Source organism: Agromyces laixinhei, from assembly GCF_006337065.1.
Classification (GTDB): Bacteria; Actinomycetota; Actinomycetes; order Actinomycetales; family Microbacteriaceae; genus Agromyces; species Agromyces laixinhei.
Genome location: NZ_CP040872.1, coordinates 1,148,555 through 1,174,385, shown reverse-complemented (window position 1 = coordinate 1,174,385; position 25,831 = coordinate 1,148,555). Strand labels below are relative to the sequence as shown.

At 69.0% G+C, this 25,831-nt stretch carries 33 protein-coding genes; 5 read left to right on the top strand and 28 right to left on the bottom strand.

Annotation, left to right across the window (positions count from 1 at the left end; all coding sequences use genetic code 11):
• Positions 1 to 10: 10 nt before the first annotated feature.
• The 4 genes from glmM to FHG54_RS05610 all read right to left on the bottom strand — a co-directional run bounded on the left by glmM (position 11) and on the right by FHG54_RS05610 (position 3,106).
• Positions 11 to 1,375, bottom strand: coding sequence for a phosphoglucosamine mutase (gene glmM / locus FHG54_RS05625; protein ID WP_139416400.1), 1,365 nt, complete (start codon positions 1,373 to 1,375; stop codon positions 11 to 13).
• Between the two features lie 23 nt (positions 1,376 to 1,398).
• A complete protein-coding gene (gene rpsI / locus FHG54_RS05620) occupies positions 1,399 to 1,884 on the bottom strand; it encodes a 30S ribosomal protein S9 (RefSeq protein ID WP_139416399.1) in 486 nt (161 codons plus the stop codon).
• A 43-nt stretch (positions 1,885 to 1,927) separates the two neighbouring features.
• Positions 1,928 to 2,374 (bottom strand): 50S ribosomal protein L13, encoded by a 447-nt coding sequence (rplM, locus tag FHG54_RS05615; RefSeq protein WP_139416398.1) that lies wholly within the window; start codon positions 2,372 to 2,374, stop codon positions 1,928 to 1,930.
• A 138-nt stretch (positions 2,375 to 2,512) separates the two neighbouring features.
• On the bottom strand, positions 2,513 to 3,106 hold the full coding sequence (locus FHG54_RS05610; protein WP_139416397.1) for a TetR/AcrR family transcriptional regulator: 594 nt from the start codon (positions 3,104 to 3,106) through the stop codon (positions 2,513 to 2,515).
• 42 nt (positions 3,107 to 3,148) lie between these two features.
• Between FHG54_RS05610 and FHG54_RS17120 the strand changes: the two genes are divergently transcribed.
• Together FHG54_RS17120 and FHG54_RS16500 are read left to right on the top strand one after the other, a co-directional pair.
• Complete coding sequence (locus tag FHG54_RS17120; RefSeq protein ID WP_420837423.1) at positions 3,149 to 3,742, top strand: alpha/beta fold hydrolase; 594 nt, start codon at positions 3,149 to 3,151, stop codon at positions 3,740 to 3,742.
• Positions 3,628 to 4,023 carry an alpha/beta fold hydrolase gene (locus FHG54_RS16500; protein WP_210415519.1) on the top strand — a complete coding sequence of 132 codons (396 nt, stop codon included), beginning with the start codon at positions 3,628 to 3,630 and terminating at the stop codon, positions 4,021 to 4,023. Before FHG54_RS17120 ends, FHG54_RS16500 begins: the two co-directional genes overlap by 115 nt.
• A 21-nt stretch (positions 4,024 to 4,044) precedes the next feature.
• Here FHG54_RS16500 and truA read toward each other — a convergent pair whose 3' ends face one another.
• The 9 genes from truA to FHG54_RS05560 all read right to left on the bottom strand — a co-directional run bounded on the left by truA (position 4,045) and on the right by FHG54_RS05560 (position 10,288).
• Entirely contained in the window at positions 4,045 to 4,923 is an 879-nt protein-coding gene (gene truA, locus FHG54_RS05600; RefSeq protein ID WP_139418312.1) for a tRNA pseudouridine(38-40) synthase TruA, read from the bottom strand.
• A gap of 196 nt (positions 4,924 to 5,119) precedes the next feature.
• Positions 5,120 to 5,644 (bottom strand): 50S ribosomal protein L17, encoded by a 525-nt coding sequence (rplQ, locus tag FHG54_RS05595; protein WP_139416396.1) that lies wholly within the window; start codon positions 5,642 to 5,644, stop codon positions 5,120 to 5,122.
• 48 nt (positions 5,645 to 5,692) lie between these two features.
• Positions 5,693 to 6,679 (bottom strand): DNA-directed RNA polymerase subunit alpha, encoded by a 987-nt coding sequence (locus FHG54_RS05590; RefSeq protein WP_139416395.1) that lies wholly within the window; start codon positions 6,677 to 6,679, stop codon positions 5,693 to 5,695.
• A 137-nt stretch (positions 6,680 to 6,816) separates the two neighbouring features.
• A complete protein-coding gene (gene rpsK / locus FHG54_RS05585) occupies positions 6,817 to 7,215 on the bottom strand; it encodes a 30S ribosomal protein S11 (protein ID WP_139416394.1) in 399 nt (132 codons plus the stop codon).
• 43 nt (positions 7,216 to 7,258) lie between these two features.
• Complete coding sequence (rpsM, locus tag FHG54_RS05580) at positions 7,259 to 7,633, bottom strand: 30S ribosomal protein S13 (RefSeq protein ID WP_139416393.1); 375 nt, start codon at positions 7,631 to 7,633, stop codon at positions 7,259 to 7,261.
• A 154-nt stretch (positions 7,634 to 7,787) separates the two neighbouring features.
• On the bottom strand, positions 7,788 to 7,904 hold the full coding sequence (gene rpmJ / locus FHG54_RS05575) for a 50S ribosomal protein L36 (protein ID WP_005050492.1): 117 nt from the start codon (positions 7,902 to 7,904) through the stop codon (positions 7,788 to 7,790).
• Positions 7,905 to 7,972: 68 nt separating this feature from the next.
• On the bottom strand, positions 7,973 to 8,194 hold the full coding sequence (gene infA / locus FHG54_RS05570) for a translation initiation factor IF-1 (RefSeq protein WP_022893854.1): 222 nt from the start codon (positions 8,192 to 8,194) through the stop codon (positions 7,973 to 7,975).
• Positions 8,195 to 8,363: 169 nt separating this feature from the next.
• Positions 8,364 to 9,869, bottom strand: a complete 1,506-nt coding sequence (locus tag FHG54_RS05565; protein WP_139416392.1) for a multicopper oxidase family protein — start codon at positions 9,867 to 9,869, stop codon at positions 8,364 to 8,366.
• Positions 9,866 to 10,288: a hypothetical protein gene (locus tag FHG54_RS05560; protein WP_139416391.1), complete on the bottom strand. Its 423-nt coding sequence runs from the start codon at positions 10,286 to 10,288 to the stop codon at positions 9,866 to 9,868. The genes FHG54_RS05565 and FHG54_RS05560 overlap by 4 nt, the downstream gene beginning before the upstream one ends.
• A gap of 175 nt (positions 10,289 to 10,463) precedes the next feature.
• On the opposite strand from FHG54_RS05560, the gene FHG54_RS05555 reads away from it, so the two are divergent.
• On the top strand, positions 10,464 to 11,642 hold the full coding sequence (locus FHG54_RS05555; RefSeq protein ID WP_139416390.1) for a sensor histidine kinase: 1,179 nt from the start codon (positions 10,464 to 10,466) through the stop codon (positions 11,640 to 11,642).
• Positions 11,639 to 12,313, top strand: a complete 675-nt coding sequence (locus tag FHG54_RS05550) for a response regulator (protein WP_139416389.1) — start codon at positions 11,639 to 11,641, stop codon at positions 12,311 to 12,313. Before FHG54_RS05555 ends, FHG54_RS05550 begins: the two co-directional genes overlap by 4 nt.
• A gap of 51 nt (positions 12,314 to 12,364) precedes the next feature.
• Here the strand turns inward: FHG54_RS05550 and FHG54_RS05545 are convergent, their stop codons facing one another.
• The 6 genes from FHG54_RS05545 to FHG54_RS16495 form a co-directional block, all read right to left on the bottom strand.
• Positions 12,365 to 13,516, bottom strand: coding sequence for a mannitol-1-phosphate 5-dehydrogenase (locus tag FHG54_RS05545; protein WP_139416388.1), 1,152 nt, complete (start codon positions 13,514 to 13,516; stop codon positions 12,365 to 12,367).
• A complete protein-coding gene (locus FHG54_RS05540; RefSeq protein WP_139416387.1) occupies positions 13,513 to 13,953 on the bottom strand; it encodes a PTS mannitol transporter subunit IIA in 441 nt (146 codons plus the stop codon). Before FHG54_RS05540 ends, FHG54_RS05545 begins: the two co-directional genes overlap by 4 nt.
• 13 nt (positions 13,954 to 13,966) lie before the next feature.
• Positions 13,967 to 15,466 carry a PTS mannitol transporter subunit IIBC gene (locus FHG54_RS05535; RefSeq protein ID WP_139416386.1) on the bottom strand — a complete coding sequence of 500 codons (1,500 nt, stop codon included), beginning with the start codon at positions 15,464 to 15,466 and terminating at the stop codon, positions 13,967 to 13,969.
• A gap of 19 nt (positions 15,467 to 15,485) precedes the next feature.
• Positions 15,486 to 17,168, bottom strand: a complete 1,683-nt coding sequence (gene ptsP, locus FHG54_RS05530) for a phosphoenolpyruvate--protein phosphotransferase (protein WP_139416385.1) — start codon at positions 17,166 to 17,168, stop codon at positions 15,486 to 15,488.
• 42 nt (positions 17,169 to 17,210) lie between these two features.
• Positions 17,211 to 17,477: an HPr family phosphocarrier protein gene (locus FHG54_RS05525; RefSeq protein WP_139416384.1), complete on the bottom strand. Its 267-nt coding sequence runs from the start codon at positions 17,475 to 17,477 to the stop codon at positions 17,211 to 17,213.
• 88 nt (positions 17,478 to 17,565) lie between these two features.
• The gene (locus tag FHG54_RS16495) at positions 17,566 to 17,877 is read right to left on the bottom strand and encodes a PTS sugar transporter subunit IIB (RefSeq protein WP_210415475.1); all 312 of its coding nucleotides are present in this window, start codon (positions 17,875 to 17,877) and stop codon (positions 17,566 to 17,568) included.
• 236 nt (positions 17,878 to 18,113) lie between these two features.
• Here FHG54_RS16495 and FHG54_RS05515 point away from each other — a divergent pair, with 236 nt between their 5' ends.
• Positions 18,114 to 19,982: a BglG family transcription antiterminator gene (locus FHG54_RS05515; protein WP_139416383.1), complete on the top strand. Its 1,869-nt coding sequence runs from the start codon at positions 18,114 to 18,116 to the stop codon at positions 19,980 to 19,982.
• A gap of 13 nt (positions 19,983 to 19,995) precedes the next feature.
• On the opposite strand, the gene map is transcribed toward FHG54_RS05515, so the two are convergent.
• The 9 genes from map to rpsH all read right to left on the bottom strand — a co-directional run bounded on the left by map (position 19,996) and on the right by rpsH (position 25,810).
• Positions 19,996 to 20,817, bottom strand: coding sequence for a type I methionyl aminopeptidase (gene map, locus FHG54_RS05510; RefSeq protein ID WP_232331420.1), 822 nt, complete (start codon positions 20,815 to 20,817; stop codon positions 19,996 to 19,998).
• Positions 20,818 to 20,870: 53 nt separating this feature from the next.
• Entirely contained in the window at positions 20,871 to 21,521 is a 651-nt protein-coding gene (locus FHG54_RS05505) for an adenylate kinase (protein WP_139416381.1), read from the bottom strand.
• Positions 21,518 to 22,840 (bottom strand): preprotein translocase subunit SecY, encoded by a 1,323-nt coding sequence (gene secY, locus FHG54_RS05500; RefSeq protein ID WP_139416380.1) that lies wholly within the window; start codon positions 22,838 to 22,840, stop codon positions 21,518 to 21,520. Before secY ends, FHG54_RS05505 begins: the two co-directional genes overlap by 4 nt.
• A gap of 114 nt (positions 22,841 to 22,954) precedes the next feature.
• The gene (gene rplO / locus FHG54_RS05495) at positions 22,955 to 23,626 is read right to left on the bottom strand and encodes a 50S ribosomal protein L15 (protein WP_139416379.1); all 672 of its coding nucleotides are present in this window, start codon (positions 23,624 to 23,626) and stop codon (positions 22,955 to 22,957) included.
• Positions 23,626 to 23,811: a 50S ribosomal protein L30 gene (gene rpmD, locus FHG54_RS05490; RefSeq protein ID WP_108595993.1), complete on the bottom strand. Its 186-nt coding sequence runs from the start codon at positions 23,809 to 23,811 to the stop codon at positions 23,626 to 23,628. The genes rplO and rpmD overlap by 1 nt, the downstream gene beginning before the upstream one ends.
• Complete coding sequence (rpsE, locus tag FHG54_RS05485; protein ID WP_415858803.1) at positions 23,811 to 24,482, bottom strand: 30S ribosomal protein S5; 672 nt, start codon at positions 24,480 to 24,482, stop codon at positions 23,811 to 23,813. The genes rpmD and rpsE overlap by 1 nt, the downstream gene beginning before the upstream one ends.
• A gap of 26 nt (positions 24,483 to 24,508) precedes the next feature.
• Positions 24,509 to 24,868 carry a 50S ribosomal protein L18 gene (rplR, locus tag FHG54_RS05480; protein ID WP_139416377.1) on the bottom strand — a complete coding sequence of 120 codons (360 nt, stop codon included), beginning with the start codon at positions 24,866 to 24,868 and terminating at the stop codon, positions 24,509 to 24,511.
• A 2-nt stretch (positions 24,869 to 24,870) separates the two neighbouring features.
• A complete protein-coding gene (gene rplF / locus FHG54_RS05475) occupies positions 24,871 to 25,407 on the bottom strand; it encodes a 50S ribosomal protein L6 (RefSeq protein ID WP_139416376.1) in 537 nt (178 codons plus the stop codon).
• 4 nt (positions 25,408 to 25,411) lie between these two features.
• Positions 25,412 to 25,810, bottom strand: a complete 399-nt coding sequence (rpsH, locus tag FHG54_RS05470; RefSeq protein WP_139416375.1) for a 30S ribosomal protein S8 — start codon at positions 25,808 to 25,810, stop codon at positions 25,412 to 25,414.
• Positions 25,811 to 25,831 lie beyond the last annotated feature (21 nt).

Here is a 25,831-nt window from a genome sequence, read left to right as displayed (position 1 = left end):
GCTCGTGCCGTCAGGCGATGGCGAGACGCTCGCGCACGACGGTGGCGAGGGCCTCGGCGTGCCGCTCCGCGACATCCTGCTCCGCGGCCTCGACCATGACCCGAACCATCGGTTCGGTGCCCGAGGGGCGAAGCAGCACCCGCCCGGAGTCTCCGAGCTCGGCCTCGGCGGCGGCGACCGCCGCGGCGATCTCCGCGTCGTCGGCGAGGGCGTGGTGGTCGACGCCGCGCACATTCACGAGCAACTGCGGGTAGACCGTCATGACCGACGCGAGCTCGGCGATGGTCTTGCCGGTGCGGGCCATCTCGGCCGCGAGGTGCAGTCCGGTCAGCACGCCGTCGCCGGTCGTCGCGAATTCGCTCATGATGACGTGACCCGACTGCTCCCCGCCGAGGGCGAGTCCCTCGGCGGCGAGTGCCTCGAGCACATAGCGGTCGCCGACCTTGGTCTCGACGACCCGGATGCCGTGCTCGGCCATCGCACGTCGAAGCCCGAGGTTCGACATGACCGTCACGACGAGTGTGTCGTCGGTGAGGGTGCCGCGCTCCTTCATCGACACGGCGAGGATCGCCATGATGCGATCGCCGTCGATGACGTTGCCGTCGGCGTCGACGGCCAGACAGCGGTCGGCGTCGCCGTCGTGGGCGATGCCGAGGTCGGCGCCGTGCTCGACGACGGCCGCCTGGAGCATGCCGAGATGGGTCGAACCCACACCGTCGTTGATGTTCATGCCGTCGGGGTCGGCTCCGATGACGACGACGTCGGCACCCGCGTCCTTGAACGTCTGCGGCGAGACGCCGGCCGCGGCACCATGGGCGCAGTCGAGCACGACCTTCAGCCCGTCGAGCCGATGCGGCAGCGTGCCGAGCAGGTGCACGACGTAGCGGTCTTCCGCGTCGGCGAAGCGGCGGATGCGTCCGACTCCGTCGCCGACCGGCGCGAGCGTGCGCCCGCCCAGGAAGGATTCGATGCGATCCTCGACCTCGTCGGGGAGCTTCGTGCCGCCGAAGGAGAAGAACTTGATGCCGTTGTCGGGCGCCGGGTTGTGCGACGCCGAGATCATGACGCCGAAGTCGGCGCGGATCGAGTCGATGAGGAACGCGGTTGCCGGGGTGGGGATGACTCCGGCGTCGAGCACGTCGACGCCGGAGCTCGCTAGTCCGGCCGAGACCGCTGCGGTGAGGAACTCACCGGAGACGCGCGGATCGCGCGCCACGACGGCCACCGGCCGACGGCCGGCGGCGCGCAACTCGTCGGCGTGCCGCCCCTGGGTGAGTACGGCGGCAGCCGCCTGAGCGAGATCCAAGGCCAGGTCAGCCGTGAGTTCACGGTTGGCCAGGCCCCGGACCCCGTCGGTTCCGAAAAGCCGAGGCATGTACTGAGAAGCGGGCGCTGAGATCAGCGCTTCGAGAACTGAGGAGCCTTGCGAGCCTTCTTGAGACCGGCCTTCTTGCGCTCGATGACGCGAGCGTCACGCGTGAGGAAGCCCGACTTCTTGAGCGTCGCGCGGTTGTTCTCGCGGTCGATCTCGTTCAGCGCACGAGCGATGGCGAGGCGCAGCGCGCCGGCCTGGCCCGAGGGGCCGCCGCCCGTGATCTTCGCGACCACGTCGTACGATCCCGTGAGCTCGAGCACCGTGAACGGGTCGGTGATGAGCTGCTGGTGCAGCTTGTTGGGGAAGTACGCCTCGAACTCGCGGCCGTTGACGGTGATGCCGCCGGCGCCGGGAACGAGACGCACGCGGGCGATCGCCTGCTTGCGACGGCCGACGGCCGCGCCCGACACGTTGAGCACGGGGCGGGGGGTGGTGGGAGCTGCCTCTGCGGCACTCTCGGTGGTGTAGCTCTCGGGAGCCGCTTCGATCTGGTCTGCGATCTTCGCCATGGTGGTGTGAATCCTTATTTCGAGAACGTCGAGGGTGCCGGAACTACTGGGCGACCTGGGTGAGGGTGTACGGCTTCGGCTGCTGAGCCGCGTGCGGGTGCTCCGGGCCGGTGTAGACCTTCAGCTTCTTGAGCTGGGCCCGACCGAGCGAGTTCTTCGGGAGCATGCCGCGGATCGCCTTCTCGACGGCGCGGACGGGGTTCTTCTCGAGGAGCTCGGCGTAACCGACGGCCTTGAGGCCGCCCGGGTAGCCCGAGTGACGGTAGGCCTTCTTCTGCTCGAGCTTCTGGCCGGTCAGGGCCACCTTGTCGGCGTTGACGATGATGACGAAGTCACCGGTGTCGACGTGGTTCGCGAAGATCGCCTTGTGCTTGCCGCGCAGCAGCGCTGCGGAGTGGCTCGCGAGGCGACCGAGAACGATATCGGTTGCGTCGATGACGACCCAGTCGTGCTGGATGTCGGACGGCTTGGGAGTGAACGTGCGCGTCACTGAAGTACTGCTTTCTGATCGAGTGAGGGGTTCGTGAATCCCGCTCCGGTGGGTGTTCGCCCGCTCACGCGTTGCGAACGCCCCGATGGAGGGCTCAACTTCGGATGCAGCCGCAGAGGACGGCACCAACGGGCAAGTCTAGCGGGTCGGGACCCGTCCGTCCAATCCGCGATGCACGGCGTCGAGGACCTCGTCGAGTTCGGCATCGCTCGGAGCCTCGCCACGAACGAAGACCCTGAACCAGATGGCGCCGGCGACGAGATCCATGACGGTACGGAGGTCGATGTCCGCCAGGGATTCGCCCCGCTGAGACGCTCGCTCGAAGATCGGCCGCTCGCGCACGAGTCGGTCGGAGAAGAAGGCACGCGCCACGGCCGCGAGCTCGGGGCGGCCGGCACCGGCGGACACGAGCGCCTCGGCGATCGGCGCGGTCGTGGGATCGGTGAGCAACTCGGCGATCCGGCCTGCGAGCGCGCGCAGGTCACCGCGCAAGGAGCCGGTGTCGGGCACCGAGAGCGCCAGCGCATCGCTCTCGGTGAGCGCAGCGGCAAGCAGGGCGTCTTTCGATGGCCACCAACGGTAGAGCGTGGTCTTGTTCACCCGCGCGCGACTCGCGACCGCCTCCATCGTGAGGCCGTGGTAGCCGCGCTCGGCGAGCAGGGAGAGCGCCGCGTCGAAGATCGCACGCGCCCGTCGCGGGCCTCGCGCACCTGATGCCGCCGGGCTCTCCATCGTCTGAGGATATAACGCGACGTGGCGTTGCATTGATTCCGGATGCCTGACAGACTCGACAGGACGCAACGCAACGTTGCGTTGCGATTCTACCGAGGATCGCTCGGTGAGCCCGGCCCGTCCCACCTCACCCGGAACCCGTCCCATCTCACCCGGAACCGGAGGAACCCCGTGTCCCACATCCCGTCATTCGTCTTCGTCCACGGAATCCGATTGAATCGTGCCGCCTGGGTCGAGGTGATCGATCACCTGCCTCCCGAGTCGGTCGCCACGGCGGTCGATCTGCCGGGTCACGGCTCCCGCCGCGGGCAGCACTTCTCGTTCGAAGCAGCCGGCGAGGTCGTGCTCGAGGCGATCGACCGCGTCGGCGGGCGCGCGATCGTGGTCGGTCACTCGCTCGGAGGCTACGCGGCGATGGCATCCGCGTCACGCGAACCCGAGAGGGTCGCCGGTCTTGTCGTCGCGGGTGCCACCTATGCGCGACACGGGCCACGACCGCGCCGTTCCTCGCCGCGCATCGCATGCTCTCGAGCTGGTCCGACGGCGGTGAACGGGTCAGCGCCCGTGTCCTGCGCGCCGTACTTCCCCGCCGCACGGCCGAGGCGATCGCGCACGCCGGCATCGCGTCGGAGGTGATTCCCGACGTCGTCGCCGCCCTGCGCGCAGTGCGCCCGCTCGACGACCTCGCGGCGTATGCCGGACCCGTTCGATTCGTGAACGGCCGCTTCGACCATTTCCGTGCCGAGGAACGCCGATTCCTGAGCGCGACTTCCGACTCGAGCCTCGTCGTCGCCCCCGTTGGCGGGCACTACCTGCCGATGACTCGACCCATGGCGTTCGCACGCGAGCTTCGCGCGTTCGCCTCGACGATCGAACCGGCCGGATCGGAGTCGGCGCCGTACGTTCTCGACCGGTGACGGGCCGGCACACGACGCCCCTCACGCCTGCTCGGGCTGCACCTGCAGTCGACGGCGCGCGCGCGTCTGCGTCGCTCGCGTCTCGAGCTCGTGGTCGTCTGGATACCCCACCTCGATGAGCACGAGGCCTTTCGCCGGCATGACGTTGAATGCGTTCGTGCGCTCCGCCGCCCGCAACAACTCAGCCGGCGTTCCGACCTCGAGCCGACCCTCCCCCACCGCCACCACGGCGCCGATCAGCGCGCGCACCATCGAATGGCAGAAGGCGTCGGCCTGCAGTGACGCCACGAGCGTGCCGTCGTCAGAGCGCCGCCACCGAAAGGACTGCAGGGTACGGATCGTGGTCGCCTCGGCGCGCGGCTTGCAGAAGGCGGCGAAGTCGTGCAGTCCGACGAGTTGCTCGGCCGCTGTCGACATCGCCTGATCGTCGAGGGCACGCGGAATGACGACGGTGCGGTGGCGCTCGAGCGGGTCGCGGCGAGCGGATGCATCGGCGACGCGATACTCGTACCGTCGCCACAACGCCGAGAACCGGGCGTCGAACCCGTCGGGCGCCCGATCGATGCCGTTGACGACGACATCGGCGCCGGCGCCGAGTATGCCGGTGAGGCGTCGCGCGAGCACGTCGGCCTCGCCCGCGGCCTCGGCCGGATGGCCCCGTCGCGGACGGGTCACCGCGCGCAACGCGTCGAAGGGAACGTCGAGGTGCGCGACCTGCCCGATCGCGTGCACGCCGGCATCGGTGCGCCCGGCCACCGTCAGCCTCGGAGCTAAGCCCGTGCGCCGGAAGAGGGTCGCGAGCCCGTCTTCGAGCACGCCTTGGACCGTGCGCTGCCCCGGCTGGCGGCTCCAGCCGTTGAAGTTCGTACCGTCGTACGCGATGCCGAGGCGAAGTCGCACGACGATCCCCTCATGCGACGCGGCGTCGCGAGCTTCGCGCGGACCTGAAGCATCACGCGCAACGGGGGTTTCGGGAGCGGCTTCTCGCTGCGTCGACGGGTCGTGCTCGGTCACCGTGCCAGCCTAGACGGACGCCGCCGGCATGACGAAGGACCCCGGCGCGGGGCACCGGGGTCCTTCGTGAACGAGCAAGAGGCTACTTGGCCTCAGCAGGCTCTTCCGCTGCGCCGGCGGCCTCGTCGACTGCGGCCTCGGCCTCGGTCACGACCTCGTCGGGCGTCTCCTCAACCACGGGCTCCTCGGCCGGAGCCTCCTCGGCGACGGGTGCCTCGGCGGGCTTGGCTGCGCGCTTCTTCGGCGTCACGGGCTCGAGCACGAGCTCGATGACCGCCATGGGTGCATTGTCGCCCTTGCGGTTGCCGATCTTTGTGATGCGGGTGTAGCCGCCCTCACGGTCGGCGACCTGGGGCGCGATGACCGTGAACAGCTCGTGCACGACGGTCTTGTCGCCGATGACGGCGAGCACACGACGCCGCGCGTGCAGGTCGCCGCGCTTGCCGAACGTCACGAGACGCTCGGCCAGCGGGCGGAGGCGCTTGGCCTTCGTCTCGGTGGTGGTGATCCGCTTGTGCGTGAACAGCGCTGCAGCGAGGTTCGCGAGCATCAACCGCTCGTGGGCGGGGCCGCCTCCGAGGCGGGGGCCCTTCGTGGGCTTCGGCATTTCGTTCTCTCCAGTAGGTGGGGGTTGTTGGGCGACCGCGAGGTCTGCCTAGTTCTCGTCGTCGAAGCCCGTGTAGAAGTGGGCGCCGTCGAATCCGGGGACGGAGTCCTTCAGCGACAGGCCCATTTCGGTGAGCTTGTCCCTGACCTCGTCAACCGACTTCTGGCCGAAGTTGCGGATGTTCATGAGCTGCGACTCCGACAGGGCGACGAGTTCCGACACCGTGTTGATGCCCTCGCGCTTCAGGCAGTTGTAGCTGCGCACCGACAGGTCGAGGTCTTCGATCGGGATCGAGAGCTCGCTCGAGAGCACGGCGTCGACCGGCGCGGGGCCGATCTCGATGCCCTCGGCAGCGGTGTTCAGCTCGCGGGCCAGGCCGAACAGCTCGGTGAGGGTGCGGCCCGCCGAGGCGATCGCGTCGCGCGGCGTGATGGCCGGCTTCGACTCGACGTCGACCACGAGACGGTCGAAGTCGGTGCGCTCGCCGGCACGGGTGGCCTCGACGCGGTAGGTGACCTTCAGCACCGGCGAGTAGATCGAGTCGACCGGAATCTGGCCCGCCTCGGAGTACTCGTTGCGGTTCTGGCTGGCCGAGACGTAACCGCGGCCGCGCTCGATCGTGAGCTCGAGCTCGAACTTGGCCGAGTCGTTGAGCGTCGCGATGACGAGCTCGGGGTTGTGCACCTCGACACCCGCGGGAGCGGAGATGTCAGCGGCGGTGACCTCACCGGAGCCCTGCTTGCGCAGGTATGCGGTGATCGGCTCGTCGTGCTCGCTGGAGACGACCAGGTTCTTGATGTTGAGGATGATCTCGGTGACATCCTCCTTCACGCCCGGAACGGTCGAGAACTCGTGAAGCACACCGTCGATGCGGATGCTCGTCACGGCTGCGCCGGGGATCGAGGAGAGGAGGGTGCGACGGAGTGAGTTGCCCAGGGTGTAACCGAAGCCCGGCTCGAGGGGTTCGATCACGAAACGCGAACGGAACTCCGAGATGTTCTCTTCGGTGAGCGTCGGGCGCTGTGCGATCAGCACTGTTGATTCCTTTCGGCAGGGTGTCCGCTATATGACACCTGCAAGTACGAGGATCTTGAGTTGTGTGAGAGAACGGATGTCCCGGCGATCGAGGAGGGTTCGCCGAAACGAACCGCTCCTCGAGCGCCGGGAGTGAATCAGACGCGGCGGCGCTTGGGCGGGCGGCATCCGTTGTGCGCCTGAGGCGTCACGTCGTTGATGCTGCCGACCTCGAGGCCTGCGGCCTGGAGCGAGCGGATCGCGGTCTCGCGGCCGGAACCGGGGCCCTTGACGAAGACGTCGACCTTCTTCATGCCGTGCTCCTGCGCCTGGCGCGCGGCCGCCTCGGCGGCGAGCTGCGCGGCGAACGGGGTCGACTTGCGCGAGCCCTTGAAGCCGACGCCACCGGAGGAGGCCCAGCTGATCACGGCACCGTTGGTGTCGGTGATCGAGACGATCGTGTTGTTGAACGTCGACTTGATGTGGGCCTGGCCCACGGCGATGTTCTTCTTTTCCTTCTTGCGCGGCTTGCGTGTTGCCGCCTTGGGTGCTGCCATGATTTCTCCTGAATCCTAGAGGCGCTGGTTCGCCGGCCGGGGCCTAGCGAGCCTTCTTCTTGCCGGCGACGGTGCGCTTCGGGCCCTTGCGGGTGCGTGCGTTGGTCTTGGTGCGCTGGCCTCGGACCGGGAGTCCGCGACGGTGGCGGATGCCCTCGTAGGAGCCGATCTCGACCTTGCGGCGGATGTCGGCGGCCACCTCGCGGCGAAGGTCGCCCTCGACCTTGAAGTTGGTCTCGATGTAGTCGCGGAGGGCGAGCAGCTGCTCGTCGCTGAGATCCTTCACGCGAATGTTTCCGTCGATGCCGGTGTCGGCGAGCGTGGTGAGTGCTCGCGTACGGCCGACGCCGTAGATGTACGTCAGTGCGATCTCCACGCGCTTCTCGCGCGGGATGTCGACTCCTGCCAGACGTGCCATGTGTGGCTTCTCCTGTTTCGAAGTGGAGGTGTGGAACAACGCCGGTGCCCGGGCCTCCGACCCGAGGTGTCCCCGCGGCATCCGATGATGCCGGCGGATCTGGCGTTGCCGATGTATTCAGTTGTGGGGATGCAGGGCGCGATGCGCCCGGCGCCTAGCCCTGACGCTGCTTGTGGCGCGGGTTCGACTTGCAGATGACCATGACGCGGCCGTGGCGGCGAATCACCTTGCAGTGGTCGCAGATGGGCTTGACGCTGGGGTTGACCTTCACGATTGTTCCTTGATTTCGCTGTCCTCGTACCCGCGGGATGCCGCGGGCCGTTACTTTCCGAACAGCCCTTACTTGTAGCGGTAGACGATGCGGCCGCGCGTCAGGTCGTATGGGCTCAGCTCGACGATCACGCGGTCTCCGGGGAGGATGCGGATGTAGTGCTGGCGCATCTTTCCCGAGATGTGCGCGAGAACCTTGTGCCCGTTCGTGAGTTCCACCCGGAACATCGCGTTCGGGAGGGCCTCGGTGACCGAGCCTTCGATCTCGATGACGCCGTCTTTCTTGGCCATAGCCTCACTATCGCTTGGAGTTTGGGATGCTGGTCGTGCGATGGTTCCGCTCGCCGGGCCGCTGAATCCGCGACGTGTCACGGGTCGTCAGGCATGCCGAAACGGGCAGGCAGAACACCAAGGGTCAACTATAGGCGATCGGCGCCGACTTCGCCAATCGGAGTCGCCTTCACGAGGCAGCGTGCCCGGCGTGCTCCGGGGCCCGCACGGCGGCCTCGTCGCCGCGCTCGATGACGACGAACTGGCCCATCATCCCTTCATCCTCATGGAGCAGCATGTGGCAGTGATACATGTACGGCACCTCGGGATCGACGTAGTCTTCGAAGCGCACGAGCAGCCGATACTCGCGATCCGGTTCCAGATAGATGGTGTCTTTGCGGCCCGAGAGCTCGGGCGGCGGCGCCTCCCCGTCGATCGAGAGCACGCGGAACTGCACGTCGTGGATATGGAAGCTGTGCGGGATCGGTTGGGAGCTGCGCACCTCCCACACCTCCGTGTCACCCACGTACACCACCTCGTCGATGCGCGACATGTCCATCTGCTCACCGTTGATCTCGCGGGTGTTCAGCACGAAGGGTCTGGTGACGGATGCCTCGTGCTCGTGCAACGCGTCGGTCGCGGCATCCGACGACTGCGGCCATGCCGGCTCGGGCGACGGCATCAGCGTGTCAGCGGCACGGAACTCCAGCACGTCGAACTCGTCGTTGCCGCCCGACGCGAACGGCACCGCGATGCCGCCGAGCTGCGTCTTCGCGGAGTGCAGCCGCACGGTCTCCCCCGGCTCGAACCCGACGACGACCTCGGCGCGCTCGCCCGGGGCGAGCCGCACCTGATCCATCTCCACGGGAGCATCGAGCAGGCCGCCGTCACTCGCGATCATCGTCATCGACCGGTCGGGCATCTCGAACGTGTACGTGCGCGCGGTCGAGCCGTTCAACAGCCGCAGCCGCACCCGCTCGGTCGTCACCTCCCGGTAGGCGCCGACCGTGCCGTTGACCATCACCGTGTCGCCGAGCATTCCGGGCTCGGAACCGTCGTGTCGCAGCACGAGCTCGCCGTCGCGGTCGAACTCCTTGTCTTGCACGATGAGCGGCAGATCGTCGACGCCGTACTCGCTCGGCAGCTCGGCCGCGAGGCTCGCATCGTCGTCGAGCAGGAAGAGACCCGCGAGCCCGCGGTAGACGTGCTCCTCGGTCTCGCCGTGCGGGTGCGGGTGATACCAGAGCGTCGCCGCCGGCTGGTCGATCGTCCAGGTCGGTCGCCAGGTGCCGCCCGGCGCGATCATCTGGTGCGGGCCACCGTCCATCTTCGCCGGCAGGTGCATGCCGTGCCAGTGGACGCTGGTCGCCTCGGGCAGCTGGTTCGCGACCTCGACCGCGACCTGTTCTCCGCGTGCGGCCCGCAGCGTCGGGCCGAGCAGCGCGCCGTTGTAGCCCCAGGTCTCGGACTCGCCGTCCACCCCCGCGAACTCGGTCTCGCCGGTCTGCGCGCTGAGCTGGAACGTGCGCACACCGTTCTCGACCGTCGACGGCGCGAGCGGCGGGATCGCGAGCTCGTTCACGAAGTTCTGCTCGGCCACGCTCGTCACCGAGATCGAGTCGCACCCGGTGAGCGCGAGGGCGGCCACGACCAGCGTCGCGGTGGCGATCGCGGGCTTGCGCCGGCGCCCGATCACCGGTCGCCTCCGGCGCGCACGAGTGCGGCAAGCCGCTGCATTCCGGCGGCCGCGAGTCCGGCGATCGCACCCAACGCCGCGTCGATGGCGAGGGCGGGAATGATCGACCACAGCGTGCCCGTGCCGCCGAACGGGCCGCCGCCGCCCGGCACGATTCCGGCCAGCACCAGTGCGATGAACCCTGAGGTGACGCCGGTGAGGGTGAGCGTGAGGATCGGGTGCGGCACCCTGCCGAGGCCGACCGTGCCGACCCACACGACCGCGATGATGCCCAGGATGAGGAACGCGCGTGGGGCGCCCTCGCCCGCGATCCCGGTCAGGGCGGTGAGCGGCCAGAGCAGCGACAGCGACGACAGTCCCAGGATCAGCAACCAGGGGAGCGGCCGGCGAGAGGTGGTGGATTCAGTGGGATTCGTCATGCCGCCAAGGCTTCAGGATGCCGGGCCCGCCCACATCGGTGCCGAATCGTCACCTCGAACCACCGTCGGTCGACGCCGGCAACATCGCGGGGCGACCCCGGTGTCGCCCCGAAGCGACACCGGCGTGAGTCTCGAATCGACTGCGCCGACCGCATCGGGTTCGTAGTCTGGATACGTGACCCACCGCCCGGCCCCCGCTGCACCCTCGGCGAAGCGGTCGCGCCTCGACGCGCGACTTTCGGACGCCGGGCTCGCCGTCGCGGTGGCGCTCGTGATCTCGGTCGTGATCGCGGCCGACCCCGTCGGCCGCTCCTCCCTCGGCGGCTATCTCTGCGCCGCGGGGTTCGGGGGCGTCCTGCTGCTGCGCCGGCGGTTTCCCCGGCTCATCCTCGCGGTCACGATCGTCGGAATCTTCGCCTACTACACGGCCGGTTTCCCGCCGATCGGAATGGTCCTCCCCGCCGTCGGTGCGCTGTACTCCGCCGCCGAGATGCGCCGCACCGCCTGGGCGGTGGGCGCCGCCGCCGTACTGATCGCGGTCGCATCCTTCTTCCGCATGGATGGATCCGAGCCTGCGGGCCAGCTCAACGGCTACACCTTCGTGACCGAACTCGCGCTCGCCGCCGCGGCCATCGCGCTCGGTGCCGCGGTGCGCCTCACGCGGGAAGCTCGCGAGCGTTCGGCGCAGATCGCCGATCTCACCGCGGCCGAGGAGGCGCACGCCGCGGACGCCCGCATGCACGCAGAGCGTGTGCGGATCGCCCGCGACCTGCACGACACGATCGGCCACACCCTCTCGGTCGCCTCGCTGCACGCCGGGGTCGCCGCCGAGGCGACCGGGCGCGACGACGAGGCCGCTCGAACGGCGCTCGACCGCGTGCGTGCGGCGATGTCGGATGCCCTGCGAGAACTCCGCCGCACCGTGAAGGTACTGCGCGACGACACCGCGACCCCGATGCCGGTGCTCGGCCTCGCCGCGCTGGATCCGCTCTTCGCCGCAGCGCGCGAAGCGGGACTGCACGTCGAGACCGAGCTGGATGTCGCATCCGACGCGCTCTCGCCCGCGGTCGACGCCACCGCCTACCGCACCGTTCAGGAGGCGTTGACGAACGTGCTCCGACACGCCGACGCGACGACGGTCCATGTGACGGCGCGGGCCGAGCACGGGCTGCTCGCCCTGCGCATCGTCGACGATGGGCAGGGCTCTGCGGCATCCGGATCCGGAACCGGCGCCGGAATCCGCGGAATGCGGGAGCGGGTCGCCCTGCTCGGCGGAACCGTGACGGCGCGGGCCGCGCCCGGCGGGTTCGCCGTCACGGTCGAGATCCCGGCGCAGGCGGGAGGCGAGGCATGAGCCGGCCCGATGCCATCCGCGTGGTGATCGTCGACGACCAGGAGCTCGTGCGCGCCGGCCTTCGCCCACTCGCCGAGCGCGACGGTGACATCTTGGTCATCGGCGAGGCCGCCGACGGTCGCAGCGGGCTCTCGCGGGTACGGGAGCTGCGCCCCGACGTCGTACTGATGGACATTCGGATGCCGGTGATGGACGGGCTCGAGGCCACCCGGGCGATCGTTGCGGATGCCGCGCTCGACGGCATCCGCGTGCTCATCCTCACCACCTTCGACGAGGACGACCACGTCTACGAAGCCGTCCGCGCCGGTGCATCCGGCTACCTGCTGAAGGATGTCTCGCCCGACGACCTGCGAGCCGCGATCAGAACTGTCGCCGCGGGCGACGCACTGCTGTCGCCGACGATCACGGCGAAGGTGATGCGCGCGGTGGCGGCGGGTCCCGCATCGCCGCCCGACCAGACGCCGCTCGAGGGGCTGAGCGACCGCGAACGCGAAGTGCTCACCTTGATCGGTCGCGGGAACACGAACGACGAGATCGCGGCCGCACTGTTCTTGAGCCCGGCGACCGCCCGCACCTACGTCAGCCGGCTGCTCGGCAAGCTCAGCGCACGCGACCGCGCGGCGCTCGTCGTGCTCGCCTACGAGACGGGGCTCGTCGCGCCGGGTCGCTGAGACCCGCCGCAGCCGGACGTGAACGCCGATGAGCGACGGGCGACAGTGGCGTCAGGCGCCTTCCTTCGCGGCCCCGACGAGCGCGACGAGATCGGCCGCGAGCGGATGCCCCTCCGAGATGCCGGTCACGTCGTCGACGAAGGTCGCAGCATCCCGCGACCGCAGCAGCTGCCTGAGCTCGACGCTCTCGGGATCGGCCGGCACATCGAAGCGCAGTGCGGCGCCGATCGCCGCGAGCAGCCCGTCGACAGGAAGCCCCATCGACGCGAGCTCGGCGGCGGGGCCGACGAACCGCTCATGCCGGCCGAGCTTTCGCAGCGGCTGCCGCCCGACCCGCTCGACCGTGTCGGGCAGGTCGGGATTCCGGAACCGCGCCAGGATCTTCTCCCGGTACTGCGCCTGCTCGACCTCGGTGAACTCGTGCTTCGCCACGATGAGCGCCGACGTCTGGCGGAGCGCGTGTTCGACGACCCTCATCACGTCAGGGTCGCCGAGCGCGTCGCTGATGCGGCGGTGACCTGCGAGGAATCCGAAGTACGCGGTCGCTGCGTGCCCGGTGTTCACGGTGAACAGCTTGCGCTCGATGTACGGCGTGAGGTCGGCCACGAAATGCACACCGGGGATCTCGGGTGCCTCCGCCCCGAACGGCGGACGCTCGATCGCCCATTCGAAGAACGTCTCGACGGTCACGTCGAGCCCCGCGCCTTCGGGCTGTCCCGGCACGATCCGATCGACCGCCGTGTTCGCGAACACTGCGCGGGCGACGAGCGACGGCCACTCCTCGGGACTCGAGAGCGCCGCCATCTCGTCGCGGAGCCGGTCGGTGGCGTTGATCGCGTTCTCGCAGGCCATGATCACGAGCGGCGAAGCATCCGCCGGCCGTTCTCGCAGCGCCATGACCAGGTGTGGGGCGATGAACCGCAGCACGTTGGGGCCGACGGCCGTCGTGGCGACGTCGGCTCCGCTCAGTTCGTCGAGAAGCGCCGCGGCATCCGTTGCGCTGTTGACGGCGCGGAAGCCGTCGACGACCCGGTCGCGGCCGCCCTCGCCGACCTCGTGCACGGTGTAGCTGCCGGATGCCGCGAGCGCGTCGATGACCGGTGCGGCGACATCGGCGAAGACGATCTCGTAGCCGGCTTCGTGGAGCAGCAGCCCCACGAAGCCCCGGCCGATGTTGCCGGCGCCGAAGTGCACGGCCTTCACGAGTCGTTGACCTCTGACAGCAGCTCGAAGATCTGCTCTGCCGATGCGGCGTCGACGAGCGCCTGCACCGCATCTTCGTCGGAGAAGATCATCGCGATGCTCGAGAGGATCTCGAGGTGCTCGTTCTCGAGCCCCGCGATGCCGACCACGAACCGCACCGGCTCCCCGCCCCAGTCGACCGGTTCGTCATACCGCACGAACGAGAGCGCGGAGCGCAGGATCGCGTCCTTGCCCTCGTTCGTGCCGTGCGGGATGGCCAGGAGGTTGCCCATGTACGTCGAGACGGACCCCTCCCGCTCGAGCATCGAGTCGACGTACGCCGGCCGCACTGCACCGGCGTCGACGAGGATTCGCCCCGCCGCGCGGATCGCGTCGTCTCGGCCGGCGGCGCGTGTCGCGAGCCGCACGTTCTCGGAAGAGAGGATCTGTTCGGTCATGGGGCCATTCCTTTCAGCGAACGCCTTCGGACTGCAGCAGGAAGACGATCTCGTCGTACTTGGGCGAGTTCATGAAGTTGTCGACCGAGACGTGCAGGGCGTTCGGCGACTGTCGCTTGGCCCGATCGGTGAGGTCCTGGTGGGTGACCACGAGGTCGACGTCGTCGGTGAGGTTGGCGATCGCCTTGTTGGTGACGTCGACGCTGTCGATGCCCGCCTTCTTGATCTTGTTGCGCAGCACCGTGGCCCCCATGGCGCTCGAGCCCATGCCGGCGTCGCACGCGAAGATGATCGTGTGGATCGGCTTCCGCTCGAATGCCGCCTCCTCGCCCTCGCCGACCAAGCCGGCGCCGCCGGCCACGCCGCCGGCCTGCAGGTCGTGCAACACGCCGCTCTCCTTGCCCTTGTTGGCCTCGGTCTGCGCGATCGCGGCCGAGAGGTCGCCGGCGCCCTCTTTCGCGAGGTCGCGCTTGCGACTCGCCCGGAGGATGATCGCCGCGACGAAGAACGAGACGGCGGCCGACAGTATCACCGACAGGATGACGCCCACGAAACTGTCGGAGGCGGTCTGGGCGAGCACCGCGATGATGCTGCCCGGTGCCGCCGGGGCTCGCAGGCCGCTGTTGAACACGACGTTCGTGGCGACGCCCGTCATGCCGCCCGCGATCGCGGCGACGATCAGCAGCGGCTTCATGAGCACGTACGGGAAGTAGATCTCGTGGATGCCGCCGAAGAACTGGATGATGATCGCCGCAGGCGCGGTCGCCCGGGCCATGCCGATGCCGAAGAACGTGAAGGCGAGCAGAATGCCGAGACCGGGGCCCGGGTTCGCCTCGACGAGGAACAGGATCGACTTGCCGGTCTCGCTGGCCTGCTGGGTGCCGATCGGGGTGAACACGCCGTGATTGATGGCGTTGTTCAGGAACAGCACCTTGCCGGGCTCGACCAGGATCGACAACAGCGGCAGCAGCGAGAGGGCGACGAGCCAGTCGACGGCCGCCTCGAGCGCGTTGCTCAGCGCCTGCACCACCGGGCCGAAGGCGAAGAAACCGGCGATCGCGAGGATGAATCCGAGGATGCCGGCCGAGAAGTTGTTGACCAGCATCTCGAAGCCGGCCTTGATCTTGCCCTCCCAGATGCGGTCGACCTGCTTCATCAGCCAAGCGGCCAGCGGTCCCATGATCATGGCGCCGAGGAACATCGGGATGTCGGTGCCCACGATCACGCCCATCGTCGCGATCGTCGCCACCACGCCGCCGCGGGTGTCGTAGATGAGGCGCCCGCCCTGGTTGGCGATGAGCAGGGGCAGCAGGTAGGTGATCATCGGCCCGACGAGTTCGGCGAGGGACTCATTGGGCGTGAAGCCCGCCGGGATGAAGAACATCGTGACGATGCCCCACGCGATGAAGGCGGCGATGTTCGGCAGGATCATGTTGGACAGGAACGAGCCGAACCTCTGGACGGCGACTCGGGCTCCCCCGGGCTTCTTCGAGCCGGCAGACGTCGTTGTCATGGTGATGCCTCTCTGGTGATCACGGGGCGGCTTCGCGCACCGTGGTGATCTCGGATGCGGCGGACTGCGCCGCCGCTCGGGCTTCGGCCGCTCCCTCAGCAGCCAGGGCGGCCTGGGCGAGCGTCTTCGCGTCGCTCAGGCTGTACCGCGCGAGGGAGGCGCGGACGTCTGCGAGTGCCGACGGTGACATCGACAGGCTCGTGGCGCCGAGGCCGACGAGCACGGCGGCGAGCAGCGGATCCGCGGCGGCCTCGCCGCAGATGCCGACGGGCTTGCCGATCTCGGCTCCGGCGGCTCCGACGTCTGCGATCAGGCGGAGCACGGCAGGGTGCCACGGATCTTGCAGGGTCGCGACGGTGCCGAGCAACCGGTCAGCCGCCATCGTGTACTGCGTGAGGTCGTTCGTTCCGATGGAGGCGAAGTCGCACGCGGCCAGCACCCGGTCGGCGACGAGCGCCGCCGAGGGCGTCTCGACCATGACGCCCGCGACCCGGATGCCGAGCTCCTTCGCGAGCCCCGTGAAGTACCTGGTCTCCTCGACGGTCGCGATCATGGGCGCCATGACCCACAGGTCGGCGTCGGTGGCGGCGTCGGCCGCGGCGAGTGCGGTGAGCTGCTCGCGCAGGATCACCTCGGCGTGCCGCAGTGCGCGGATGCCGCGGAGCCCGAGCGCCGGGTTGTCCTCGTGCGCGTCGTTGAGGAACGCGAGCGGCTTGTCGGCGCCCGCGTCGAGCACGCGCACCACGACCTTCCGGCCGGCGAAGGCCGTGAGCAGCCGGGTGTACTGCGCCTGCTGCTCGGTGACGCTCGGCGCGGTGTCGGCGCCGAGGAAGAGGAACTCGGTGCGGAAGAGGCCGACCCCTTCGGCACCGAGCCGGAGGGCCTCGGCCGCGCCGTCGGCGGACCCGAGGTTCGCGAGCAGCGGCACCGCGGTGCCGTCGGCGAGCGCTCCGGGAGTCACCGGCGCGGCCTCGAGGGCGGCGCGCTCGGCGATCCGCGCCTCGGCCGCCGCAATCTCGTCGGGCGATGGGCCGGAGACCACCAGGCCGTTGGCCGCGTCGACGATCACGGTGTCGCCATCGGCGAGGCCCGAGGCATCCGCTGCACCGACGATCGCCACGATCGACTTCTCGCGGGCGAGGATCGCCGTGTGCGAGGTCGGCCCGCCGTCGACCGTGACGAGCCCGAGCACCTGATCGAGGTCGAGGGTCGCAGTGTCGGCCGGGGCGAGATCGCGAGCGACCAGCACGAACGGATGACCCGGATCGGGCACTCCCGGAGCCGGCAGCTTCAGCAGATGCGCGATGACCCGCTGCGAGATGTCGTCGAGATCTGCGGCGCGCTCTGCCATGTACCCGCCCATGCCTGCGAGCAGCTCGCGGTACGAGGCGAATGCCTCGAAGACCGCGCGTTCGGCGGTCTTGCCGTCGGCGAGCCGGGCCGTCACCTCGTCGATGAGGCTCGGATCCTCGGCCATCATGGCCTGTGCCTCGAGCACGTCCTTCGCGGCGCCCCCTGCCCTCGCCCCGCGTTCGGTGAGTTCGTGCGCGACGACGGACAGCGACGCCTTCGCGCGCTCCCCCTCGCGCTCCGGGTCGAGGTCGCTCGGCCGATCGACCGGTTCGGGCAGTGGCTCCGCCATGCGCACGATCGGTCCGACTGCGACCCCCTGGCCGATGCCGGTTCCCGTGATCTCCATCATTCGCCCTCTCGAATCGGCTCGAAGGGAGACGGAATGCCCGCCCTATTCGTCGTGGTCGGTGCTGAGCAGTTCGATGAGCGAGTCGAGCACGGCCGACTCGTCGCCGCCGTCGACGACGAGGGTGACCTCGTCGCCGTGGTCGATGCCCTGCGAGATGACGCCGAGAATGCTCGCCGCATTGACCGGGTCGCCACCCGACTTGCTGAGCGTGACCGTGGCGCCCGATGCGGCGGCAGCCTGTGTGAAGAGCTTCGCCGGCCGCGCGTGCAGCCCGTGCGTCGATCCGATTCGAACTGTTCGTTCCAGCATGTGTCCGGCCCCCGTCGCGAGTATCCGTTCCCACGTTCACCATAGCCGCCCGCCGCGGATGTGGGAGCGGTCGGCACCGCACGGCGGGTCATGATCGTGCCTCTGCCGAGGCGAGGGCGAGATCGAGCATGTCGTTCGGGTCGGCGCCGACGGCCGCATCCTCCGGCAGGAGCACGACGGCGACGGATGCAGCGGCCGCGCGTTCGTGCACTGCGGTGAGCCGGCCGGCCAGATGCGCACCGACGAGCAGTACGTCGGCGTCGACGAGGGCCGTCGCGAGTTGCGACTCCCCGCTCGCGGCCACCTCGAGGGGCAGCCCGCGCGACACGGCCGCTCGGCGGATCCGGGCCGCGACGAAGGTGCTCGACGCACCGGCACCGCAGACGACGACGATGCGCATCGGGTGCCTCCTCGCTCCGCAGCCGCGGTCTCCGTCGATCGCCCGTTCGCGATGTCGAGCATCGCTCCCGGTCGCGGCGTGCGCCGCTCTTCCTCGATGGTGCCCCGCTGCGGGCGGTCGGCACCATCACGTTCGCTTCCGCACCCCCGGAAACCGGCCTCTCGAGCCGGGACGTCTCAGCGGGTGGTTGACTGTGTGCACCGCCCGGGAGCTCGGGTGGTGCAACAGGAGGGTTCGTGGCCGAGACTTGGGAGCGACTCGTCGACACGCTCGCCGAGCGCGCCGACTGGGCGACCGCGACCGAGCTCGCGTCACAGCTGGGAGTGACGTCGCGCACGATCCGCAACTACGCCGCGACCGCGAACGCTCGCGGGCCGGTCGTCGAGTCGGGGCCGCTCGGCTACCGTCTCGATCGCGCGGCGTGGGCCGCCGCATCGTCGGCGCCCCCGTCGGACACGTCTCCGGCTGCGCGCCTCTCGCGGCTCATCCGCGGCCTCGCCGACGCCGGCGACGGGCTCGACGTCTACGAGATCGCGGCATCCTTCCATGTGAGCGAGTCGACGACCGAGGCCGACCTCGGGCGGGTCAGGGCGCGGCTGACGGGCAGCGGACTCTCCCTCGTGCGGAGCGGCCCGCGGGTGCGGCTGCACGGACCGGAGTCCGCCGCACGGCGCCTGCTCGCCTCGTTGTTCCACGAGGAGGCGGCGCGTCGCGGCGGCCTGCGCGACGCATTCCCCGAGCTGCCGGCAGTCCGTGAGGCTCTCACGGCAGAGCTTGCCGCCGCAGGCTACGCACTCAACGCCTACGCACTCGACGACGTGCTGCTGCACATTGCGATCGCCGTCGACCGGGTCGGCGGCGACCACCTCCTCGAGGCGGGCGTTCCCCGCGACCCCGCCGACCGCGAGCGAACGCTCGGGCAACTGCTCGACCGGGTCATCCGCTCGCAGTACGGCACGGCCGTCGACCGGACCGAACTCGCCCACCTCTCGCGGTTGCTCGGCACTCGTGCCGCCACCCGCGCACTGGGGGCCGCGGATGCCTCGTCCCCGCCGTCGTCGAGGTCGGCGCTCGTACGTGCCGTCGTCGGACGCGCGGCCGACGAATACCTCGTCGAACTCGACGACGACGAGTTCATCGAGCGACTCGCCCTGCACGTCGACAGCCTCGTCGCCCGCTCCGCCGACCGCCGGCCGTCGCGGAATCCCCTGACCACCTCGATCAAGTCGGCGTACCCGCTCATCTACGATCTGTCGGTCTACATCGCCCACGAGCTCGCCCTCGTCGAAGGGATCATCGTCGATGACGACGAGATCGCCTATATCGCCATGCACGTCGGCGCCTACCTCGATCGGCATCGGTTGCGCGCCGACCGCGTACGCGTGCTGATCATCGCCCCGGCGTACCATGACGTGCATCTGACGCTGGCCGAGCGCATCACCACGGCGTTCCCCGACGAGATCGATCTCGTCGGAGTCGTCGACACCATCGAGGATCCGGCGCGCGCGACGGCCGAACTCCTCGTCTCGGTGCTCGAACCCACGGTGCCCGTCGAACACTTCGTACGGGTCGCGGTGTTTCCCACCGAAACCGACCTCGACCGCTTGCGGGCAGAACTCGGACGCATCAGGAGCGTGCGACGCCGCGCCCGCCTCGCCGCGGCCCTCTCCGAGTACATCTCCCCCGAGCTCTTCGTGCGCGGTCTCGACGGGCACGACCCCGAATCGGTCATCCGACTGCTCGGAGACCGCATGATCGCCGCCGGCGTGATCGATGCGGCCTACGTCGAGTCCACCCTCGAACGCGAACGGCTCTCCTCGACCGCATTCACCGAACACCTCGCGGTGCCGCACGCGATGACGATGTCGGCGGCGCGCACCGCGATCGCGATCGCGATCGACGATCGGCCGATCGACTGGTCGGGCGCTCGCGTCAACGTGGTCGCGCTCATCGCCTTCTCCGAAGCCGGGAGGGCCGGGTTCCAAGACGTCTTCGACCAGTTCGTGGAGGCGTTCTCCGAGCCGGCCAACGTCGATCGCCTCGTGACCGGCGCCACGGACTACCCCGGGCTGCTCGCCGAACTCGCCGGGCTCATGGCGCGGTAGCGCGGCGTCTGGCTCAGGGCCGGCTCGACCTGGCGATCGGACTGGGGCGCACGCCGAAGGGCGCGAGACCGGCGGCGCCGCCGTCGGGCGCGGTCAGCACCCAGATGCCGTCGGCGTGCACCGCCACCGAGTGCTCCCAGTGTGCGGCATCCGAGCCGTCCGACGTCGTGACGGTCCACTCGTCGTCGCGTGTGAACGTGTCGATCGAACCACCGACGATCATCGGCTCGATCGCGACGACGAGACCGGGCTTCACCGCCGGCCCGCGCCGATCGACACGGTAGTTGAACACCGGCGGCTCCTCGTGCATCGAACGGCCGATGCCGTGCCCGACGTAGTCGGTGAGCACGCCGTACCGATGACCTGAGCCTGTCGAGGGGTCGCCCTCGCTCTCGAGGTACTCCTCCATCGCCGCGCCCACCTCGTTGAGGTGGCGAGCACGTGCCAGCGTTGCGATGCCGAGCCAGAGCGCCTGCTCGGTGACCCTGCTGAGCTCCGTTCTGGAGGCCACGACCTCGGGCCGCTCAGGATCGGGCAGCACGACGGTGAACGCCGAGTCGCCGTTCCAGCCGTCGACCTCTGCACCCCCGTCGACCGAGACGATGTCGCCCGGCCGGAACGGACGCTCGCCGGGGATGCCGTGCACGACGTCGTCATCGACCGAGACGCACAGCGTGTGCCGGTACCCGGGCACGAGTTGGAAGTTCGGTCGGCCGCCGGCGGCGCGGATGACGCGCTCGGCGGCCGCATCGAGGTCGAGCGGGGTCGCACCGGGAACGATCATCGACCGGGCCTCGGCCAGCGCCGCGGCAGTCACCTCTCCGGCAGTCACCATCGAGCTGAGCTCGACGGGCGACTTGTAGATCGATCGGCGGAACACCGAACGGCTCAGGCGGAAGCCGCGTTGTCGGCCGCCGGTGCGAGTCCCCGGTCGGCGAGTGCCGAGAAGATGCGCCGCGTCACCTCGTCGAGCGAGCCGACTCCGTCGATGCGCACCACGACATCGCGGTCACGGTACAGCTCGAGGATCGGAGCGGTCTCACGCTCGTAGATCGCCAGGCGGTTCGCGATGACCTCTTCGGTGTCGTCGGTGCGGCCCTGCTCGGCCGCGCGCTGCTGCAGTCGGGCGATGCTCTCGTCGCGCGGCACCTCGAGTTCGAGCACGGCGTCGATCGCCTCACCGCGAGCGGCGAGGAACGCGTCGAGGTCGTCGACCTGGCCGCGATTGCGCGGGTACCCGTCGAGGAGGAAGCCCGCCGCGGCATCCGACTGCTCGAGACGATCGCGCACGAGTTCGCTGGTGAGCGCATCGGGAACGAGATCACCGGCCTCGATGATCGCCTGCACTCGCCTGCCGAGCTCGGTGGCTCCCGCGACGTTGGCACGGAAGATGTCTCCGGTGGCGACCTGGGGCACTCCGAAGGCTTCCGCCACGATCACGCCCTGCGTGCCCTTGCCGGAGCCCTGCGGACCGACGATCAGAAAGCGGGCGGAGCCGATCGGTGCGGGCGCGCCGCCCTCAGTCTCTCCACGGCTCATCGGAGCAGCCCTTCGTAGTGTCGCTGCTGGAGCTGGGCATCGATCTGCTTGACCGTCTCGAGACCGACACCGACGATGATGAGGATCGAGGCACCGCCGAACGGGAAGTTCTGGTCAGCGCCCACCCACGCGAACGCGATCAGCGGGATCAGGGCGACGAGGCCGAGGTAGAGCGAGCCGGGAAGCGTGATGCGCGTGAGCACGTAGTCGAGGTACTCGGCCGTCGGACGACCGGCGCGGATGCCGGGGATGAAGCCGCCGTACTTCTTCATGTTCTCCGACACCTCGTCGGGGTTGAACGTGATCGCCACGTAGAAGTAGGTGAAGCCGACGATGAGCAGGAAGTACATGATCATGTACAGCGGCTGCCCGCCCTGCGTCAGGTTGTTCGTGATCCAGGTGACCCACGCCTGCGGCTCCTCGCCGGCGGCCGGCGTATTGAACTGCGCGATGAGCGCCGGCAGGTAGAGGAGCGACGAGGCGAAGATGACCGGGATCACGCCCGCCATGTTGACCTTGATCGGGATGTAGGTGTTGTTGCCGCCGTACGTGCGACGACCGACCATGCGTTTCGCGTACTGCACGGGAACGCGACGCTGCGACTGCTCGACGAAGACGACGGCGACGACGACGACGAGTCCGATGGCGAGCACGATCGCGAAGGTGTCCCAGCCTCGGGCGATGCCGATCGCCCAGAGCGAGCCGGGGAAGGTCGCCGCGATCGAGGTGAAGATGAGGAGCGACATGCCGTTGCCGATGCCGCGCTCGGTGATGAGCTCACCCATCCACATGATGAGGCCGGTGCCGGCGGTCATGGTGATGACCATGAGGAGGATCGCGTACCAGGCGTCGTTCGTGATGAGCTGCGAGCACGCCGGGTCGCCCGAGGGGAACAGTGCGCCGGAGCGGGCCACCGTGATGAGCGTGGTCGACTGGAGCACGCCGAGCGCGATGGTGAGGTACCGCGTGTACTGGGTGAGGCGGCCCTGGCCGGCCTGACCCTCTTTGTGCAGCGCTTCGAAGTGAGGAATCACGACGCGAAGCAGCTGCACGATGATCGACGCCGTGATGTAGGGCATGATGCCCAGCGCGAAGATCGAGAGCTGGAGGAGCGCACCGCCCGAGAACAGGTTGACGAGGTCGTAGAGCCCCGCCGCGCCCGCCTGGTTCGCGGCGAGACACGCCTGCACATTGCCGAAGTCCACGAAGGGCGCGGGAATGAACGAGCCCAGGCGGAACAGGGCGATGATGCCCAGCGTGAACCCGAGCTTGCGGCGAAGATCCGGCGTGCGGAAGATCCGCCCGATGGCGTTGAACACTCGTCCTCCTGTTGCTCCGTGTGGAGTCAGTCCGTATGCGGCTCGAGCCAGTCGAGACCCCCGTGAATCATACGCGAGGTCCCGACTGGCTCGAACAAGCGGTGCTATTCGGTCTTACTTTACCGAGCCGCCGGCGGCGACGATCTTCTGCTCGGCCGAGCCCGACACCTTGTCGACCGCGACGTTGAGCTTCACCTGGATGTCGCCGTTGCCGAGAACCTTGACGCGCTCGTTCTTGCGAACGGCGCCCTTCTCGACGAGGTCGGCGATCGTGACGTCGCCGCCCTTCGGGTACAGCTCGGCGAGCTTGTCCAGGTTCACGACCTGGAACTCGACGCGGAACGGGTTCTTGAAGCCGCGCAGCTTCGGCGCACGCATGTGGTACGGAAGCTGGCCACCCTCGAATCCGGGGCGCACCGTGTTGCGGGCTTTCGTGCCCTTGGTGCCGCGACCGGCCGTCTTGCCCTTGGAACCCTCACCGCGTCCGACGCGGGTCTTGTCCTTCTTGGCGCCCGGAGCGGGACGGAGGTGGTGGACCTTCAGGACCTGCTCGCGCTTCTCCGCGACGTCCGCCTTGGGGGCAGCGGTCTTCGCGGGGGCCTTCTTCGCCGGAGCCTTCTTGGGCGCCTCGGCCGAGTCGGCCTTCGCGGCCGCAGCCTTGGCGGGGGCCTTCTTCTCAGCAGCAGCCTTCGGGGCTGCCTTCGCGGCGGCGGGCTTGTCGGCCGTCTTCTTCGCCGGAGCCTTCTTGGGGGCTTCGGCTGCGACGTCCTTCTTCTCGTCAGCCATTAGTCAATCTCCTCAACCTTCACGAGGTGCGCCACGGTGTTCACGTAGCCGCGGTTCTGCGGGTTGTCCTCGCGAACCACCGAGTCGCCGATGCGCTTGAGTCCGAGGCTGCGCAGCGTGTCGCGCTGGTACTGCTTCTCGCTCACCTTGGACTTGATCTGGGTCACCTTCAGCTGCTTGGCCATCAGGCACCTGCCTTCGATGATGCAGCGGCCTCGGCCGCCTGGGCCTCGGCACGCAGCAGACGGGCCGGAGCGACCTCGTCGTAGTCGAGACCGCGACGCGCGGCGACCGCACGCGGCTCTTCGAGCTGCTGGAGCGCCTCGACCGTGGCGTGCACGATGTTGATGGTGTTCGACGAGCCGAGCGACTTGCTCAGCACGTCGTGGATGCCGGCGCACTCGAGCACCGCACGCACGGGACCTCCGGCGATGACGCCGGTACCGGCCGATGCGGGGCGCAGCAGGACGACGCCGGCCGCGGCCTCACCCTGGACGGGGTGCGGGATGGTGGCGCCGACGCGGGGGACGCGGAAGAAGTTCTTCTTCGCCTCCTCGACGCCCTTCGAGATCGCGGTCGGAACCTCGCGTGCCTTGCCGTAGCCGACGCCGACGAGTCCGTTGCCGTCACCCACGACGACGAGCGCCGTGAAGCTGAAGCGACGGCCGCCCTTGACGACCTTCGACACGCGGTTGATGGTCACGACGCGCTCGAGGAACTGACTCTTCTCGGCGTCACGGCCACCGCGGTCGCGGCCACCCTGGTTGCGGTCGCGACCGCCGCCGCGGCGGTTGTCGCGCTCGTTGCGGGCCGGCTCTGAAGCGGCTGCCGTCTCGACGGGTGCCTCTGCAGTCACCTCGGTCTCCTTCGTAGTGTTCTCACTCACAGGTTGAGCCCTGCCTCTCGCGCTCCATCGGCGATCGCTGCGACGCGACCGGCGTACTTGCTGCCACCGCGGTCGAAGACGACGGCCTCGACACCGGCCTGCTTGGCGCGCTCGGCGACGAGTTCGCCGACCTTCTTCGCCTTGGCGGTCTTGTCACCGTCGAACGTGCGGAGGTCGGCCTCCATCGTCGAGGCCGACGCCAGGGTCTGGCCCTTGGCGTCGTCGACGACCTGCACGAAGACGTGACGTGCCGAGCGGGTGACGACGAGACGCGGACGCGCCTCGGTGCCGACGATCTTCTTACGAAGGCGGGTGTGGCGGCGCGCACGCGCAGCCGACTTGCTTTTCACGGCCATGATTACTTACCAGCCTTTCCGGCCTTGCGACGCACGACCTCGCCGGCGTAGCGGATGCCCTTGCCCTTGTAGGGCTCCGGCTTCTTGATCTTGCGGATGTTCGCGGCGGTCTCGCCGACGGCCTGCTTGTCGATGCCGGCGACCGTGATCTTGTTGTTGCCCTCGACGGTCAGCGTGATGCCTGCAGGCGCCTCGACGACGACGGGGTGCGAGAAGCCGAGCGCGAGCTCGAGCGAGCCGCCCTTCTGCGCGACGCGGTATCCGGTGCCGACGATCTCGAGGGCCTTGGAGTAGCCCTGGGTCACACCGATGATCTGGTTGGAGATCAGGGTGCGCGTCAGGCCGTGGAGCGAGCGCGAGGTGCGCTCGTCGTCGGGCCGGGTGACGAGAATCTGGTTCTCTTCGAGCTTGACCTCGATCGGGGCGGCGACGGTGAGCGCGAGCTCACCCTTCGGGCCCTTCACCGAAACGGCCTGGCCGTCGATCTTGACGTCGACGCCGGCGGGGATGTCGATGGGGAGTCGTCCGATTCGTGACATGGAACTACCACACGTAGGCGAGGACTTCTCCGCCTACGCCCTTCTTCTCGGCCTGGCGGTCGGTGAGCAGACCGCTGGAGGTGGACAGGATGGCGACGCCGAGGCCGCCGAGCACCTTGGGGAGCTCCGTCGACCGTGCGTAGACGCGAAGGCCGGGCTTGGAGACGCGCTTGATGCCGGCGATCGAACGCTCGCGGTTGGGGCCGAACTTCAGCTGCAGCGTGAGCGTCTTGCCCACGCGAGCATCGCTCAGCTCGAAGTCCGCGATGTAGCCCTCCTTCTTCAGGATCTCGGCGATGTTCGCCTTGAGCTTGGAGTTGGGCATCGATACGGAGTCGTGGTGCGCGGAGTTCGCGTTCCGCAGACGGGTCAGCATGTCAGCGACCGGGTCGGTCATCGTCATGACGAATGTTTCCTTACGTTC